The sequence below is a fragment of the Asaia spathodeae NBRC 105894 genome (assembly GCF_025994195.1).
GTDB classification, from domain to species: domain Bacteria; phylum Pseudomonadota; class Alphaproteobacteria; order Acetobacterales; family Acetobacteraceae; genus Asaia; species Asaia siamensis.
The window spans coordinates 1-15541 of sequence record NZ_BAPY01000019.1; the positions used below are offsets into that span (position 1 = coordinate 1).

General features: G+C 58.8%; 14 protein-coding genes. 13 read left to right on the plus strand and 1 reads right to left on the minus strand.

Features of this window, described 5'->3' with window-relative positions; genetic code table 11:
* The first annotated feature begins 168 nt into the window (after positions 1 to 168).
* Positions 169 to 1938, plus strand: coding sequence for a methyl-accepting chemotaxis protein (locus AA105894_RS08515; RefSeq protein WP_267311347.1), 1770 nt, complete (start codon positions 169 to 171; stop codon positions 1936 to 1938).
* Positions 1939 to 1963: 25 nt separating this feature from the next.
* On the opposite strand, the gene AA105894_RS08520 is transcribed toward AA105894_RS08515, so the two are convergent.
* A complete protein-coding gene (locus AA105894_RS08520) occupies positions 1964 to 2803 on the minus strand; it encodes a MurR/RpiR family transcriptional regulator (protein ID WP_267311348.1) in 840 nt (279 codons plus the stop codon).
* A gap of 212 nt (positions 2804 to 3015) precedes the next feature.
* Here AA105894_RS08520 and AA105894_RS08525 point away from each other — a divergent pair, with 212 nt between their 5' ends.
* From AA105894_RS08525 to AA105894_RS08580, 12 genes are all read left to right on the plus strand, one after another.
* Positions 3016 to 4941: a bifunctional 5-dehydro-2-deoxygluconokinase/5-dehydro-2-deoxyphosphogluconate aldolase gene (locus AA105894_RS08525; RefSeq protein WP_267311349.1), complete on the plus strand. Its 1926-nt coding sequence runs from the start codon at positions 3016 to 3018 to the stop codon at positions 4939 to 4941.
* Between the two features lie 17 nt (positions 4942 to 4958).
* Entirely contained in the window at positions 4959 to 6815 is a 1857-nt protein-coding gene (gene iolD, locus AA105894_RS08530) for a 3D-(3,5/4)-trihydroxycyclohexane-1,2-dione acylhydrolase (decyclizing) (protein ID WP_267311350.1), read from the plus strand.
* 52 nt (positions 6816 to 6867) lie between these two features.
* Positions 6868 to 7767: a myo-inosose-2 dehydratase gene (gene iolE / locus AA105894_RS08535; RefSeq protein ID WP_267311351.1), complete on the plus strand. Its 900-nt coding sequence runs from the start codon at positions 6868 to 6870 to the stop codon at positions 7765 to 7767.
* On the plus strand, positions 7764 to 8564 hold the full coding sequence (gene iolB / locus AA105894_RS08540) for a 5-deoxy-glucuronate isomerase (RefSeq protein ID WP_267311352.1): 801 nt from the start codon (positions 7764 to 7766) through the stop codon (positions 8562 to 8564). The genes iolE and iolB overlap by 4 nt, the downstream gene beginning before the upstream one ends.
* Positions 8565 to 8588: 24 nt before the next feature.
* The gene (locus AA105894_RS08545; RefSeq protein WP_267311353.1) at positions 8589 to 9602 is read left to right on the plus strand and encodes a Gfo/Idh/MocA family protein; all 1014 of its coding nucleotides are present in this window, start codon (positions 8589 to 8591) and stop codon (positions 9600 to 9602) included.
* A 168-nt stretch (positions 9603 to 9770) separates the two neighbouring features.
* Positions 9771 to 11237, plus strand: coding sequence for a sugar porter family MFS transporter (locus AA105894_RS08550; protein WP_267311354.1), 1467 nt, complete (start codon positions 9771 to 9773; stop codon positions 11235 to 11237).
* Between the two features lie 16 nt (positions 11238 to 11253).
* A complete protein-coding gene (locus AA105894_RS08555) occupies positions 11254 to 12375 on the plus strand; it encodes a Gfo/Idh/MocA family protein (protein WP_267311355.1) in 1122 nt (373 codons plus the stop codon).
* A 60-nt stretch (positions 12376 to 12435) separates the two neighbouring features.
* Positions 12436 to 12825 carry a tautomerase family protein gene (locus AA105894_RS08560; RefSeq protein WP_188425639.1) on the plus strand — a complete coding sequence of 130 codons (390 nt, stop codon included), beginning with the start codon at positions 12436 to 12438 and terminating at the stop codon, positions 12823 to 12825.
* A 31-nt stretch (positions 12826 to 12856) separates the two neighbouring features.
* Positions 12857 to 13687, plus strand: coding sequence for a TIM barrel protein (locus AA105894_RS08565; RefSeq protein WP_267311356.1), 831 nt, complete (start codon positions 12857 to 12859; stop codon positions 13685 to 13687).
* Positions 13688 to 13992: 305 nt separating this feature from the next.
* Positions 13993 to 14577, plus strand: coding sequence for a sigma-70 family RNA polymerase sigma factor (locus AA105894_RS08570; RefSeq protein ID WP_267311357.1), 585 nt, complete (start codon positions 13993 to 13995; stop codon positions 14575 to 14577).
* A complete protein-coding gene (locus AA105894_RS08575) occupies positions 14574 to 15053 on the plus strand; it encodes a hypothetical protein (RefSeq protein ID WP_267311358.1) in 480 nt (159 codons plus the stop codon). The genes AA105894_RS08570 and AA105894_RS08575 overlap by 4 nt, the downstream gene beginning before the upstream one ends.
* Positions 15050 to 15502: a hypothetical protein gene (locus tag AA105894_RS08580; RefSeq protein WP_267311359.1), complete on the plus strand. Its 453-nt coding sequence runs from the start codon at positions 15050 to 15052 to the stop codon at positions 15500 to 15502. Before AA105894_RS08575 ends, AA105894_RS08580 begins: the two co-directional genes overlap by 4 nt.
* The last annotated feature ends 39 nt before the right edge of the window (positions 15503 to 15541 follow it).

Below are 15541 nucleotides of genomic sequence, written 5' to 3' on the forward strand. Positions count from 1 at the left end.
ATATAACTGATAATATTTTAAATATAATATTATATATTATGCAAAGTTAAATCCTGCTTCCTGATTTGTTAAATAAATATTATAGAGATTCTCTTAACTTTTTTGAAATCGGTTTTTCCATAATCCCGAATGATCATGACTGTATGTGCCTGATGAATCGGTGAAGAGATGACAAAAAACATCAGTATTCTGGGAAAATTGACGCTGTCATTCTCCATCATTGTGGGGGTGGTGGTTATCTTCTCATTTGTCGCTTTCCGCTCGCTCTCGCAGATCAGGACGGCAGATCTGGGTAATGAGCAGGCGCAACAGACGATCACCGCACTCAATGATCTGCTCGATACGCTGGTCGAAAGCCAGAATGCGATGCGTGGCTATGTTGCCAGCACGAACAGGCAGTTCATTACCCGTATCGATGGCTATCAATCGCGCGTTCCGCCCCTACTGGCTCGGCTCGAGGGCGCAGTGCCGCGCGGTCAGATCGACAGCGATTATCGACCGCTTCTGGCTGCGATCAACGTCTTCAATGCCCAGATGGCGGGAACCATTGCGGCAATGTCGCATCCGGAGCTTATCGACCGGACGCGTGTCGAGATTGCCAATACGGCCCGGCTCACGGCGATCCGTCTGCATATCGGCAATCTCGTCAAGGCTGAACGGGAGACGGTCTTATTGCGAAGCGCCATGGCAGTGCGGGCTCATCGAACCGGCACGCTCACCCTGTGCGTCGGCGGAGGGGTGACGGCCCTTATTGCCATTGTCATGGGCGTGGTCCTACTGCGATCCATCGCCTCCCCGGTGGTCAGGATGACAGGCGCCATGAATGCTCTGGCGGCAGGTGATACCGCGATCATGGTGCCCGGTTCGGATCGACGTGACGAGATCGGCATCATGGCCGGATCTGTCGAGGTTTTTCGTCAGGGGGCGATTGAAAAAGCCCGTCTTGAAGAAGAGGCAAGACAAACGCAGCGCCTGCAGGAGCAGGAAAATCTGAAAAGACAGGCTGAAAGCGAACTCGCCGCCCGGCAGGTGCAGGAAGCGACCGATCTTCTTGCCGAAGGGCTTGCCAGAATGGCGAAAGGCGATCTGTCGGTTCAGATCAGCAAGGAATTTGCCCCGCAACTCGAGCCATTACGCGCAGATTTCAATCGATCCTTCGTTCAGCTCTCGCGTGCTTTTTCCAGTGTCTCGGGTTCGGCACTCGGAATCGGCAATTCGACAGAGGAGCTCGCCACGGCCTCCGATCATCTTTCCAGACGGACCGAACAGCAGGCCGCAACTCTAGAGGAGACGGCCGCCGCCCTAATTGCCATCACTCATCGTGTGCAGGAGACGACCGACGAGACGACCACCATGCACAGGATCATCGATTCCTCGAAGGCAGATGCCGAGCAGGCCGAGACTGTGGTGATCCGTGCCATTGAAGCCATGGGCCGGATCGACGGTTCGTCCAGATCGATCGCCAAGATCGTGCAGATCATCAGTGATCTGGCATTCCAGACCAATATCCTGGCCCTGAATGCGGGCGTCGAGGCCGCACGTGCCGGCGATACGGGACGCGGTTTTGCCGTCGTGGCGGGAGAGGTGCGCAATCTGGCGCACCGGTCGGCTGAGGCGGTCAAGGAGATTTCGGCTCTCATTGCCACGTCATCCGGGCAGGTCGAGGCGGGCGTTTCTTCCGTTCGTGAAACCGGTGAGGCGCTGCAGAGACTCCTTGGTCAGTTTGCGACGACAAGCACCCTGGTTGCCAATATCGCCCAGGCTACACGCGATCAGCTGACCAGTATCAGGCAACTCGATGCGGCCATGAGAAGCATGGAAACCGTCACCCAGCAGAATGCGGCTTCTGCCGAACAAAGCGCGGCAGCCAGCCGCCACCTTGCCACTATGGCGGGTGGCCTGAAAAAACTGGTCGGGAGTTTCGAACTGGCGGAATGAGAGAGGTCGCGCTCAGCCCCGGCGCTCAGCCCCGGCGCTCTGCCACGGCAGCGGCGAGCGTCGAGACCAGAACCATAGAGGCGGCGTTTGAGCGAAAGCCCTGAAAATCCGCCTCGTGTACTTCAAGCCATAGCCCTGATTGCGGAATGACCGGACTGGCAGCACTGTCGGTCATGGAAATGACGGGCACCTGTCGCGCCTCGAGGGCTTCGAACAATTCCACGGTGCGTGGAGCATAGGCCTTGTAGCTCAGAAGCAGGGCGGCATCTTTTGGCCCGGCATGGGCAAAGCTTTCTTCTTCCATGCCGGTTTCGAGCCCGATGATCTGGTGGCGGATATCGAGCTTTGCGAGAAGATAAGACAGATAGCGAATGACCGGCATCGAGCGTCTCAACCCGAGAAGATAGAGACACTCGGCCTGGGCCAGGGTTGTGACCGCAGCCTCGAGCCTGTCTGGCATCAGCTGTGTCTGAAGCGCGCGCAGCGATTCCTGGGCTGCTTCATAAAACCCGTTGAAAATGACCGAGGCTTCCACCGCCTCGCCATCGACGCGGTGCAGCGCATTGACCCGCTCCCGATAGGTGACATTGCGCACGCGCAGCCTGTCGCGAAAAACGGCCTGCATATCCGAAAAACCGGCAAATCCAAGCGTGCGGGCAAAGCGCACCACGGTAGAGGGCTGCACCCCGGCCTGGCTGGCCAGGGAACTGACCGTGCCCAGAGCGACTTCGTCGGGCGCATCGCTGACGAAATCTGCCAGCTGCACCAGTCTTTTCGGCAGTTCGGCGTAGCAAAGGCGCAGCCGGTGATGAAACGCGTCAAAATCGGATTGGGAGGGTGAGGGATCTTCGGGAATCTCGGTCAAGGCTGCACAATCCGAAAAGGGAATAAACATTCCATAGCATTTCACGCCCCCCGGACGAAGCGGCCGCACGATGCGCCCCGGGCGTTCGGCCAGACTTAATCACATAAGCGTGCGAAGTTAAAGAAAATTAGGGAATGTACGTTCTACGACGTGACCATGAACGGAATGTATGTTCTTATCATGTGCAACGTAACATGCTGCAGGAGTCGGGGATGCGCGGACAGGATCTCGATATCGTCGCAATAGGACGTTCTTCAGTCGATCTTTACGGACAGCAGATTGGCGGCCGTCTCGAAGATATGGCCAGTTTCAGCAAGGCTGTCGGCGGGTGCCCCGCCAATATCGCGATCGGCACCGCCCGTCTCGGGCTCAAATCGGCGCTTATCACGCGCGTGGGGCACGAGCATTTCGGCCGGTTCATCACGGAGCAGCTTCAGCGCGAGGGGGTATGCATCGACGGTGTGCGTATCGACCGCGACCGCTTCACGGCTCTGGCCATTCTGGGTGTGCGTGACCGTGAAAATTTCCCGCTGCTTTTCTATCGCACCGATTGCGCCGATGCGGCGCTTGACGAGGGCGATATCGACCCGGCGCTGATTGCACGCACCAGAGCGGTTGTCGTGACCGGTACGCATTTTTCACGTCCGGCATCGGCCAAAGCCCAGCGCAAGGCTATGGATCTTGTCCATGAGCATGGCGGCAAGGTCGTCTTCGACGTGGATTATCGCCCCAATCTCTGGGGGCTGGCCGGGATCGGTGACGGAGAGTCACGCTATGTCAGATCTGACAGCGTGACGGCCCATCTGAAAGAGATCCTGCCGCATTGCGATCTTATTGTCGGGACCGAAGAAGAGCTGCATATCGCAGGTGGCAGCGAGGATACGCTTGAGGCCATCCGTGCCATCAGGGCGGTGTCGAAAGCCACGATCGTCTGCAAGCGCGGACCGATGGGGTGCGTCGTGTTCGAGGGCGCCATTCCGCCTTCGCTTGAGGACGGCATTTCCGGCCCCGGCTTCCCCGTCGAGGTCTATAATACGCTCGGTGCGGGCGATGCCTTCATGTCAGGTTTCCTGCGTGGCTGGGTGAGGGGCGAGAAAATCGCCGAGTGCTGCCGTTTCGCCAATGCCTGCGGGGCTTTTGCCGTGTCGCGCCTGCTCTGCTCGTCGGAAATTCCGACCTGGGAAGAGCTCAGCTATTTTCTGGCAAAAGGCAGCAGCGAGCGCGCCTTGCGTCATGATGGCGCGCTCAACCACCTGCACTGGGTCACCACGCGGCGTCAGCAGGCCACGCCCATCATGGCTCTGGCCTGTGATCATCGTCTGCAGCTTGAAGAAATCGCGACCTCTGTCGGTGCTTCCTTCGACCGCATTCCCGCTTTTAAGAAACTCGCGGTCCAGGCGGCAAGATCGGTGGCGCAGGGGCGTCCCGGTTTTGGTGTCTTCATGGATGGGCGCTACGGTCAGGAGGCGTTGTTCGATGCCTCTCATGCCGGGCTCTGGACGGCACGCCCCATCGAGAAAACCGGTTCGCGCCCGCTCGATTTCGAAAGCGGCGGATCGCTTGGCGCCCATCTTGTGGAATGGCCGAGCGAGCAGGTGATCAAATGCCTGTGCTTCTACCATCCCGATGACAGCGAGGAACTCAAGGCGCGTCAGGAGCGCGAACTGATCCGTGCTCAGGATGCCTGCCGCAAACTGGGCAAGGAAATTCTGATCGAGATCATCGCGGGCAAGAACGGTGCGCTCAGCAGCAACACCGTCTCGTCCATTCTCTCGCGTCTTTACGATGTCGGGCTGCGTCCCGACTGGTGGAAGCTCGAAGGGCAGCGCGACCCGAAGGCCTGGGAGAATATCGGCGCAGTCATCGAAGCGCGCGATCCTCACTGCCGCGGTGTGGTCATTCTCGGCCTCGATGCCCCGGCAGAAGAGCTGATGGAAGCTTTCAGGGCTTCGGCAGCCACGCCCTGGGTCAAGGGCTTTGCCATAGGGCGCACCATTTTTGCCCAGCCTGCTCGTGACTGGCTGGCTGGAAAAACCACCGATGAGCAGGCCGTTGCCGAAATGGCGCGTCGTTTCAGCGCCTTCGTAGAGGCCTGGACATCGCGCGACCAGTCGGCGCTGTCCGGCGCCAACGCCTGAAGCCAGGGAGCAGGGGAATGAAAACGATCCGTTTGACCATGAGCCAGGCCCTTGTGCGGGCCATGATGGCGCAGAAGACCGAAATCGACGGGCGTATCGAGCCTTTCTTTGCCGGTGTCTGGGCTATTTTCGGCCATGGCAATGTGGCCGGTCTGGGTGAGGCGCTGCATGCACAACGCGATGCGCTGCCGACGCTGCGCGGTCATAACGAGCAGGGCATGGTTCATGCGGCCACGGCTTTTGCCAAGGCGTCGCGTCGCCGTCGGGCGATGGCCTGCACCAGCTCGATCGGGCCGGGCGCATTGAACATGGTCACGGGTGCCGCCGTCGCCCATGTGAACCGTCTGCCGGTTCTGCTTCTGCCGGGCGATGTGTTTGCCAATCGTATTCCCGATCCGGTGCTTCAGCAGGTAGAGGATTTCGGCGATGGCACGGTCAGTGCGAGCGATGCCTTTCGTTCGGTCTCCCGCTATTTCGACCGTATTACCCGGCCAGAGCAGATTATCCCTGCATTCAACCGTGCCATGGCCGTTCTGACCGACCCGGCAGAATGCGGCCCTGTCACCCTCTCTCTCTGTCAGGATGTGCAGGCCGAGGCCTTCGATTATCCCGAGAGTTTTTTTGCAGAGCGCCTTCACCGCATTCGCCGCCCGGTTGCAGATGAGGTCGAAGTGGAAGAGGCCATTGCCCTGATCAGCCAGTCGCGCAAGCCATTGGTGATTGCAGGTGGCGGTGTGCTCTATGCCGGTATCGAGAAGGAGCTTGCGGCTTTCTGTGCTGAGCGAGGCATCCCCGTCGGTGAGACCCAGGCAGGACGCTCCTCCCTGCCGACCTCGAACAGCCTGAACATGGGCGGTATTGGTGTCAGCGGCAGTTCGGCAGCCAATGCGATGGCCGCCGAGGCGGATCTTGTGATTGCTGTAGGCACCCGCCTGGCTGATTTCACTACCGGGTCCTGGGGGCTGTTCTCCAATCCCGATATGAAAATCGTCTCGCTGAATATCCAGCCTTTCGATGCCACCAAGCATCAGGCCCTGGCGGTTGTTGGCGACGCCGGTAAATCGCTGACGGCGCTTCAGAACGGCCTCAAGGGCTGGAAAGCTGCCCCGGAATGGACGGGCAAGGCGGAGCGCGAATACCGGAACTGGATGGAGATTTCTGCCCGCTATCAGGCACTGCCCGACGCGAGCCAAAAGACGCTGCCCACCGATGCGCAGGTGATTGGCGCCGTGCAGCGCGCCGGTCGCCCCACCGATACGGTCGTGTGCGCGGCGGGCGGTCTGCCAGCCGAATTGCAGAAGCACTGGCAGGCCGAGCAGCCCGGCGGATACCATATGGAATATGGCTTTTCCTGCATGGGTTATGAGCTGGCCGGCGCTTTGGGCGTCAAGATGGCCTGCCCTGATCGCGAGGTGATCGTGATGCTGGGCGATGGTTCCTGGCTGATGCTGAATACCGAAATCGCGACATCCGTGCTGCTCGACAAGAAGCTGATTGTCGTGCTGCTCGATAATCATGGCTATGGCTGCATCAACCGGCTGCAGCAGGAATGCGGCGGGGCCCCGTTCAACAATCTCTGGGAAGATTGCCAGCAGGTGCGCCCCTTCGCGATCGACTTCGTGCAGCTCGCCCGTGGGCTGGGCGCGCATGCGGAAAAAGTCGCTGGCCTTCCGGCACTGACCGAGGCTGTCGAGCGCGCCCGTTCTGCCGATCGCACCACGGTTCTGGTGATCGACACCGATCCCGCACCGACCACGACCGATGGCGGTGCCTGGTGGGACGTGGCCGTGCCGGCGGTCTCGCCAAGACCTCAGGTGGAAAAGGCCCGCGAAGGTTACGAACGCAAGCGCGGCGCACAGCGCATCGGCAACTGAGACAGATTCATGCCGCCCCGCCCAAGACAGGCGGCGGGGCAAGGAGACGAGTATGACGATCAAGATCGGCGCCAATCCTATCATCTGGTCCAATGACGACATGCAGTCGGTTGGCGCATCCACGACGCTCGAGATGTGTCTGGCTCAGGCCAGAAAGGCCGGGATCCAGGGCATGGAACTCGGGCATAAATTTCCCCAGACCGTTTCCGGCATGAAGGCGGCACTTGATCCGTTCGGGCTTGAATTCATTTCCGGCTGGTGGTCGACCGAGTTGCTGACGCGCAGCGCCGAGGAGGAAATTGCAGCCCTCAAGCCGCGTCTCGAACTGCTCAAGGGCATGGGATGCAAGGTCTGCATCGCGGCCGAGACATCGAATGCCATTCATGGCCAGATCGATACCCCGCTTTCTGCGCGCCCCTATCTGGCTGCTGGTGAGTGGCAGGAATTTGCCCGCCGCATGACGGTCGTGGCTGGTTTCCTTGCCGATCACGGGATCGACCTTGTCTACCATCATCATATGGGCACGGTCGTGCAGTCGCGCGAGGATATCGGGCGCTTCATGGATCTGACGGGGCCGTCAGTGAAGCTGCTGCTCGATACGGGTCATGCGCTCTGGGGTGGCTCCGACCCGGCAGAGCTGGCACGTTCCTATCGTGAGCGCATCCGCCATGTGCATGGCAAGGATATTCGTCCGTTCAAGCGCGCCCAGGCTGATGTCTATGACTGGAGCTTCCTGCGCAGTGTGCTGTCTGGCGTCTTTACCGTACCCGGCGATGGCTGCATCGATTATGCCCGCGTCATGCGCGAACTGCCCGATTATTCCGGCTGGATCGTGCTCGAGGCCGAACAGGACCCTGAAATTGCCAATCCGCTCGTCTATGCGCGCATGGGCCGCAATTATCTGGTCGATACGCTGATTGCGACGGGCCATATGAAAGGGGATGCGTCATGAGCTCCCGGCTTCTGGTGCATTCGCACAAGCCCGACGAGAAGAAACGTACGGTCTCGGTCACACCGCAATTGGCGGGGTGGGGTTATATCGATTTCAATGTCCGGTCTCTGGCCGCGGGTGAGCAGATTGCAGACCGCACAGGGCCGAACGAGGTCTGCCTTGTGCTGGTAAGCGGCAAGGCACGTATCATCGGCGCCGGGCAGGATTTCGGTGTGCTGGGTGAACGCATGGACCCGTTCAGCGGGGCGCCCTGGTCGGTATATCTTCCTTCAGGTGCGGAGTGGCGCGTCGAGGCTGAGACATCGGTGGAACTCGCCGTCTGCGGATCGCCCGCCAAGGGGAAATATCCGGCAAGGGTCATTCCCCCCTCAGAGGTCGGCGAACTGACGCGCGGCACCGGCACCAATCAGCGCTTTGTGCGCAATATCCTGCCCGATACGGCGCCAGCGGAAACGCTGCTTGTGGTTGAGGTCATTACACCGGGCGGACATTGGTCGAGTTATCCGCCGCACAAGCACGATACGGATGATTTTCCGAATGAGACCTATCTCGAGGAAACCTATTATCACCGTCTGAAACGCGGCAGCGGTTTCGCGCTGCAGCGTGTCTATACCAAGGATGGGTCGCTCGACGAGGCCATGGCTGTGGCCGATCGCGACGTGGTGCTGGTGCCCAAGGGCTATCACCCCGTCGGCGCCCCGCACGGGTTTGACCTCTATTATCTCAACGTGATGGCAGGGCCGCGCCGGGTGTGGAAATTCACCATGGACCCCGACCAGGCCTTTCTTCCCTACTGATCCGGAAAAGCGGAGTTCAGAGACATGACTCTCAAGATTGGTGTCATTGGCACGGGTGCCATTGGTGAAGACCATATCCGTCGCTGCATGCAGGCACTTTCTGGTGCTGAGATCGTTGCCGTGACGGATGTCAATCTCGATCGCGCCCGCGAGGTGGCTGGAAAATACGCCCCCGGCGTAAAGGTGCCCGATGACGGTGAATCGCTGATTGCCCTGCCCGAGGTCGAGGCGGTGATCGTGACCTCCTGGGGGGGCACCCATGCACGATATGTGCTCGAGGCCATCCGCCATAAGAAATATGTCTTCTGCGAAAAGCCGCTCGCAACAACGGCTGAAGATTGCCTGAAAATCGTCGAGGCCGAGGCGGCCTATGGCAGGAGGCTGGTGCAGGTCGGCTTCATGCGGCCTTATGATACCGGCTATCGCGCGCTCAAATCGCTCATCGACAAGGGTGAGATCGGTGAGGTGCTGATGATCCATGCAGCCCATCGCAACCAGCGTGTGGGTGCAAATTACAAGACCGACATGGGGATCACCGATACGCTCATTCATGAGCTGGATGTGTTCCGCTGGATGCTCGGTGATGATTATGTAAGCGCGCAGGTCATTTTCCCGCGCAGCAGCAGCAAGGCCATGGCGCATATCCGTGACCCGCAGATCGTTCTGCTGGAAACGAAAAAAGGCATCCGTATCGATGTCGAGATCTTCGTCAATTGCCAGTACGGCTACGATATCAAATGCGCGGTGGTCGGTGAGCTGGGTGAAGCCAGCCTGCCGATGCCGCCTGCCGTTGAACTGCGCAAATCGGCAGCCCTCTCGACAGAAATCATGACCGACTGGAAAGAGCGTTTCATTGCGGCCTATGACGTCGAGCTGCAGGATTTCATCAACGGGGTGAAGGCAGACGCGCTCAATGGCGCGACGTCATGGGATGGTTACTGCGCCTCTGTCGCCGCCGATGCCTGCGTCAGAGCGCAGGAAACCGGCCAGATCGAGAAAATAGACATGACAGCACGTCCGTCTCTCTACGGCGGCTGACCATTTTCAGGCGGAAGGAAGAAAACCGCATCGACAGGGCCGTCGGGATCTGCCGCGTCATCGCAGGCGCATGAGCAGCACAGGGCGCACAGGATCCAGAACGGCTGTCTGAACCCAATCAATGACTGTCCCTCCCGGCGATAAAGCGCCGGGAAAGGAGAACATTTCATGAGAAGAGTAAAAGATGTCGTCATGGTGCAATCAGAGCGTCATGATGTGGGCTATGTGCTGCGTATCTGTGCGATCGCGGCCCTGGGCGGTATCCTGTTTGGCTATGACACGTCGGTCATTTCCGGCGCGATTTCGCCCTTGCAGGAATATTTCCATCTTTCGCCGGCCCAGACGGGTTGGGCTGTCTCCAATGTCGTGATCGGCTGTATGGTCGGCGCCATTGTTTCGGGCGCCATGGCAGACCGTTTCGGCCGTCGTATCACCCTGTTCATCTGCGCTCTTCTATTCAGTGTGCAGTCGATCGGCACAGCGCTTGCCACCGATTTTACCTGGTTCGTCATTTATCGCATGCTGGGTGGCGTTGCTGTGGGCGTCGCCTCTGCCGTGTCGCCCATGTACATGTCCGAGGTCTCGCCAAAGGACATGCGCGGCCGTGCGCTCAGTATGGAGCAATTCGCGATCGTCTTCGGTCAGGTCGTGGTGTTTATCGTCAATTACCTCATTGCCCGTTCGGCCACGCCCGAATGGCTGCTGGATATGGGGTGGCGCTGGATGTTCGGGTCGGAAATCGTGCCCTGCATCCTGTTCTGCGCAATGATTTTCTTCATTCCGGAATCGCCGCGCTGGCACGTTCTCAAGGGGCGTCATGACGAAGCTCTGAAAACACTCACGCGTATCTCCAATGAACATCATGCCCGCAATCTGCATGCTGAAATCAGGCAGTCCCTCGGCGCAGTCGCCAAAAGCTCGCTGGGTTTCAGCAAGGTGCTGGGTGACGCCCGGGCGCGCTGGATCATTTTCGTGGGGGCCAGCATCGCTGCGCTGCAGCAGGTCACCGGCATCAATGTCATGATGTATTACGCACCGATGGTGCTGAAATCGACCAGTGGCAGCCTTCAGGCGGCCCTGTTCCAGACCATCTGGATCGGTTTTGCGCTTCTGCTCGGCTGCATCATCGGCGCCTGGATTGTCGATCGTCATGGTCGCAAACCTCTCATGCTCTGGGGTTCCATCGGGATGATCCTGGGTTTGCTGGTCGTGTCCTGGGGGCTCTACACGCAATCCACCGGTCTGATGGCGCTGTCAGGCATGCTCGTCTTCATGCTCATGTTCGGTCTGTCCTGGGGGCCAGTCTGCTGGATACTGATTTCTGAAATCTTCCCCAACCGTTTCCGCGCCGTGGGCATCAGCCTGGCCGTGACGTCGCAATGGGGCATGAATTTCATCGTCAGCCAGTGCTTCCCCATGCTGAGCGAAAACAAATACCTCTCCGAGCAATTCCATGGTGCCTTCTCGATGTGGCTGTTTGCGCTGCTCGGCCTGTTTGCCCTGTGGTTCGTGATGAAATTCGTGCCCGAGACAAAAGGGATCTCGCTCGAAAAAATCGAGGACACGATGATCAATCACCGCACGGTCTCGGCTTCCGCCTCGACGGTTGCTTCCAACACCACGCGTCATGTCTGAGCGAGGACTAACGACCATGAGAAAAACCATTCGCGTCGGTCTGATCGGTACCGGCTTCATGGGGAAAGCCCATGCGCTTTCCTATCAGGCCGCAGGCAATGTGTTCGACGATATCCCGCGCCCGGTTCTGCATGCCGTGGCGGATATCGATGGCGCACGGGCCGAATTGTTCAGGCATCAGTTCGGGTTCACCAGAGCCCTGACTGACTGGCAGCAACTGATCGAAGACCCCGAAATCGATGTAGTGTCGATCACAACCCCGACCCTGTTCCACAAGGAAATGGCGCTGGCAGCCATCGCTGCGGGCAAGCATGTGCATTGTGAAAAGCCACTGGCCATCAGCGCCACAGATGCGCAGGAAATGACGCTGGCAGCCGAACAGGCTGGCGTGCGCACGGCAAGCGGGTTCAATTATCTCAAGAATCCGCTCCTGAAATATGCCCGCGAGATGATTGCTGCGGGTGAACTGGGCGAGATTACCGACTTCAACGGCATTCACGCCGAAGGCTTCATGGCTGATCCGCAAACGCCCTGGTCATGGCGTTGTGACCCTGCCGGCGGTCAGGGCGCAATTGCCGATGTGGGCAGCCATATCATTGCCATTGCCCGTTTTCTGCTCGGGCCTGTGACACAGGTTTTTGCCCAGCTCGATACGCCCATCAAATCGCGCCCGGTCAAACCGGGAAGCAGCGAGCACAAGCCAGTGGGCGTGGATGATATCGCCCGCATGATCGTGGGGTTCGAGCGTGGCTGCTCGGGGACATTGCAGGCCAACTGGCTGGCGACTGGCCGCAACATGCAGCTCGGTTTTCAGGTTTCGGGCAGCAAGGGCACGCTGGTGTTCAACCAGGAGCGCATGAACGAACTGCAGTATTTCAAGGCAGGGGAAGACACGCGCAGCAATGGTTTTCGTGTGATCGAGTCCGGCCCGCAACATGCGCCTTATGGTGCGTTCTGTGTGGCGGGCGGTCATCATCTTGGCTTCAACGACCTCAAGACCATCGAAATGGCCGAGTTCATCCGGGCCATCGATCAGGGTGTCGCGGCGAGCCCCGATTTTCGCGAGGCATGGGAGGTGCAGCGTCTGATCGATGCCGCCGTCATGTCGCACAGGGACAGAACCTGGCTCTCGCTCTGAGCCCCGGCCCCCTTCCTGTGGCCTTGTCCGGGGAGGTGGCGTCAGAAACAAGGAAGTATCATGCCGCTGCTGCATTTTCATGTCGTAGAGGGACGCAGTGACGCCGAGATAAAGGCGATGCTCGATGCGGCCCATGAGGCCATGCTTGAAGTATTCGAAGTGCCTCGCGGGGATCGCTACCAGATCGTCTCGGAACACAGGAAGACCCATATGATTGTCGAGGATACCGGTCTCGATATCCCCAGAACCGACAGGATGCTGGTCTTGCAGATGTTCAGCAGACCTCGCGGTGAGGCCAAAAATGCTGCCTTCTACCGCCGTCTGACCGAGCGCCTAGAACGTGACTGCGGCATAGTGCCGTCTGATGTCATGGTTTCGGTTGTCGAGAATGAAGACGCGCACTGGTCTTTCGGTCATGGCCGCGCACAGTTCCTGACCGGCGAGTTGTAAGAGGCGTTTCTGCGTCAGGAGGAAAGCCATCATGCGTTCCGGAACCGGGCCGGAGGGCCAGTCGGATCAGTTTTCTCTCGCCGTCTGTGCAGAGATGGTGTTTCTCGATCTGCCTTTCATCGAGCGGGTGAGGCATCTCGCAAGAGAAGGATTTCTGGTCGAGATTTGGGACTGGACGCGTCATGATCTGAAGCGTCTCGCCGCCAGCGGCGCTGTTTTCTCCTCCATGACGGGCTATGTCAGTGGGACACTCGCTGATGACGCGGGCGCTCATGAGATGCTGCGCACGGCAGAACTCTCGATATGGGCGGCGAAGGATCTGGGCGTGCCGCGGCTCAATTTGCACGGCACCGGGCTTGGGCCTGGGGGGCTGCCGGTCAAACCCTGCGTCAGGGGAGCTGACGGGGCCATGTGGATGAAGGCCCGCGATACCCTGTCTCGTCTGGCTGACCTGGGAGAAAGGCACGATGTCATGTTCGTGCTCGAAAATCTCAACGCGGCGGTCGATCATCCCGATGTGCCATTCGGCCGGGCGGAGGATTGCCTGAGCCTTGTGCAGGCAGTCGATCATCCCTCCCTGCGCCTGATGCTCGATCTTTATCATGCGCAGATCGGGGAGGGGAATCTGATTGCCCTGCTGGAACGCGCCCTGCCGTTCATCGGCGAAATCCAGGTGGCTGATGTGCCGGGGCGGTGTCAGCCCGGAACAGGTGAAATCAATTATCCTGCCATTGCCAGAGCACTTCGCCGCCTTGGTTATCGGGGGGTAATCGGTCTTGAAAGTTGGGCAGAGGCGGGCGACAGCGACCGCGCCCTGCGCGATTTCGCCCAGGCGTTTAATCCTTCGGTGGCAACTGCGTAAGGATAAGCCTGACCCGGACGCATAGCGGTAACGGGAGTGGGGAGGCGGTTCGGATGCATCGCGGGTAATAACGAGCCCCGTCCGTCACGCTTCTGAATAAGATTTCAGAAGGGCGATTTCCGCTTCAACTTCCCGTTATTTGCGGCCAAGATGTCGTCCAGTTCATGCGGCGGACACGTATCAGCTGCGGGACAGGATGCCTTTTGCCCAGATTGAGTACGAGACGTCCTGTCCGCGATATGCAGGTGAAAATGACGATCTCGGCTTCGACGATACTGAAAATGCACAGCGCAGGATTTTTCTGAATGAGCAGGCAGGCAGAGAGCTATGCCAGTGCATCAGATGAATTGTTGATGGCATGGTCTGGCGAAGGAGATCCGGAGGCGTTCAGTCATATCGTCTCCCGTTACAGCCAGTTTGTGGTCAGGGTGGCTGCACGCACTCTGGGGAGTGTCGATATGGCAGAGGAAATCTCGCAGGATATTTTCATCAAGCTCTGGAAAAACGCAGATAGTTATACGAGCGATCGATCAAAATTCTCGACATGGCTTTATCGTATCGTGGTGAATGCCTGCATCGATATCGCTCGCAAACGGAAATGCGAGGCGCTGCCAGAAGCATTCGATCTTATTGATGAGAGCGAAAACCCCGAAGAAACTGTTTCCCGTAAGGAACTGGAAAGCATGTTGGCGGTGGCGGTGGATCGAATTCCTGTGCAACAGAGAGAGGCTATCACTCTGGTCTATGGAGAAGAGCGTACAGGTACCGAAGCGGCCCGACTGATGGGTCTCTCTAGAAAAAAGGTAGAGCGTCTCCTGAGTTCAGGCCGTTCACGCCTTCGGAAAGAAATGTTAGGAATGAGATCGAAATGGAACCCCAGGTCTTCATGATGGACATTCAACGTTTCACATCACTGGCAGGCACTTACGGGGCAGCTTTCGAGCGTTGGCCGGAAGAGGAGCGCCTTGCTGCACGGGCGTTTGTCGAGCATAGCGCCGAAGCGCAACGCCTGATCGCCGATGAGCGTCTTCTCGACGAGGTCATTGAACGTGGTCTGCGTCTTCGTACCAATGACCAGGCCGTGTCAGAGGCCGCAGGGCGCGTTGCCTTGGGTGTCATGAATACGATCAGGGCGAACGAGGCCGGGAAACGTGCCAGACACACGGGCGGTAGTCGATTATGGCAGCGCCTGGATGTCGTTCGCAGTTTTGTGGCGCGCCATATCGAATGGCGTTACGCAACCCTGGGTCTGTGTATGGTATCCGGGCTCGGAGGTATCTGGCTCGGGCTCGAGCGGCCGGACCACGTAATTGACGGGGTGACAATGGCGATGCTGAACGCGGCATTGAGCGGAGGCGGTCTGTGAGTCTGCCACGCCGTATGACGGGTCTAACTTATGCTGTTCTGCTCGTATCGGTCATGCTCAATGCTTTTTGTCTCTCATTTCTGGGGATACGGTACGTTCAGAATCGCGCGCCGATCTGTATCGACCATCGCGTGACGATCAACGGGCTGATTGCGAGCCTGCCTCGCGCTGATCAGGCCAAATTCGCAGCCGTCCTGAAAGAAGAGAAGCCGCAATATCTGAAGCAGCTCATGACGATTGGTGTTCGGCGCGCGGCGCTCGACCAGGCCGTTCAATCTGCGAGCTTTTCGCCCGAACTGGTCCAGCAGGAGTTCAAAAGCTGGCAGAATGCGTGGAATGATTTCATCTCTGTATTCGGTTTTACCCTGATCGACGCCACTGCCCGTATCTCTCCGGAAGGTCGGCGCGCGCTCATACAGGCCTTTCCCAATCATCCACATTGCAACTGAGCGGCCTGATCTAGGTGATCCGCTGGTGCCGGAATGCCT

Excerpts from the sequence above, each read along its gene's own strand:
- AA105894_RS08560 (WP_188425639.1), top strand. The coding sequence starts at position 12,436 with ATGCCGCTGCTGCATTTTCATGTCGTAGAGGGACGCAGTGACGCCGAG.
- AA105894_RS08550 (WP_267311354.1), top strand. The coding sequence starts at position 9,771 with ATGAGAAGAGTAAAAGATGTCGTCATGGTGCAATCAGAGCGTCATGAT.
- AA105894_RS08545 (WP_267311353.1), top strand. The coding sequence starts at position 8,589 with ATGACTCTCAAGATTGGTGTCATTGGCACGGGTGCCATTGGTGAAGAC.
- iolE (WP_267311351.1), top strand. The coding sequence starts at position 6,868 with ATGACGATCAAGATCGGCGCCAATCCTATCATCTGGTCCAATGACGAC.
- AA105894_RS08575 (WP_267311358.1), top strand. The coding sequence starts at position 14,574 with ATGATGGACATTCAACGTTTCACATCACTGGCAGGCACTTACGGGGCA.
- AA105894_RS08525 (WP_267311349.1), top strand. The coding sequence starts at position 3,016 with ATGCGCGGACAGGATCTCGATATCGTCGCAATAGGACGTTCTTCAGTC.
- iolB (WP_267311352.1), top strand. The coding sequence starts at position 7,764 with ATGAGCTCCCGGCTTCTGGTGCATTCGCACAAGCCCGACGAGAAGAAA.
- AA105894_RS08565 (WP_267311356.1), top strand. The coding sequence starts at position 12,857 with ATGCGTTCCGGAACCGGGCCGGAGGGCCAGTCGGATCAGTTTTCTCTC.
- AA105894_RS08515 (WP_267311347.1), top strand. The coding sequence starts at position 169 with ATGACAAAAAACATCAGTATTCTGGGAAAATTGACGCTGTCATTCTCC.
- AA105894_RS08555 (WP_267311355.1), top strand. The coding sequence starts at position 11,254 with ATGAGAAAAACCATTCGCGTCGGTCTGATCGGTACCGGCTTCATGGGG.
- iolD (WP_267311350.1), top strand. The coding sequence starts at position 4,959 with ATGAAAACGATCCGTTTGACCATGAGCCAGGCCCTTGTGCGGGCCATG.
- AA105894_RS08570 (WP_267311357.1), top strand. The coding sequence starts at position 13,993 with ATGAGCAGGCAGGCAGAGAGCTATGCCAGTGCATCAGATGAATTGTTG.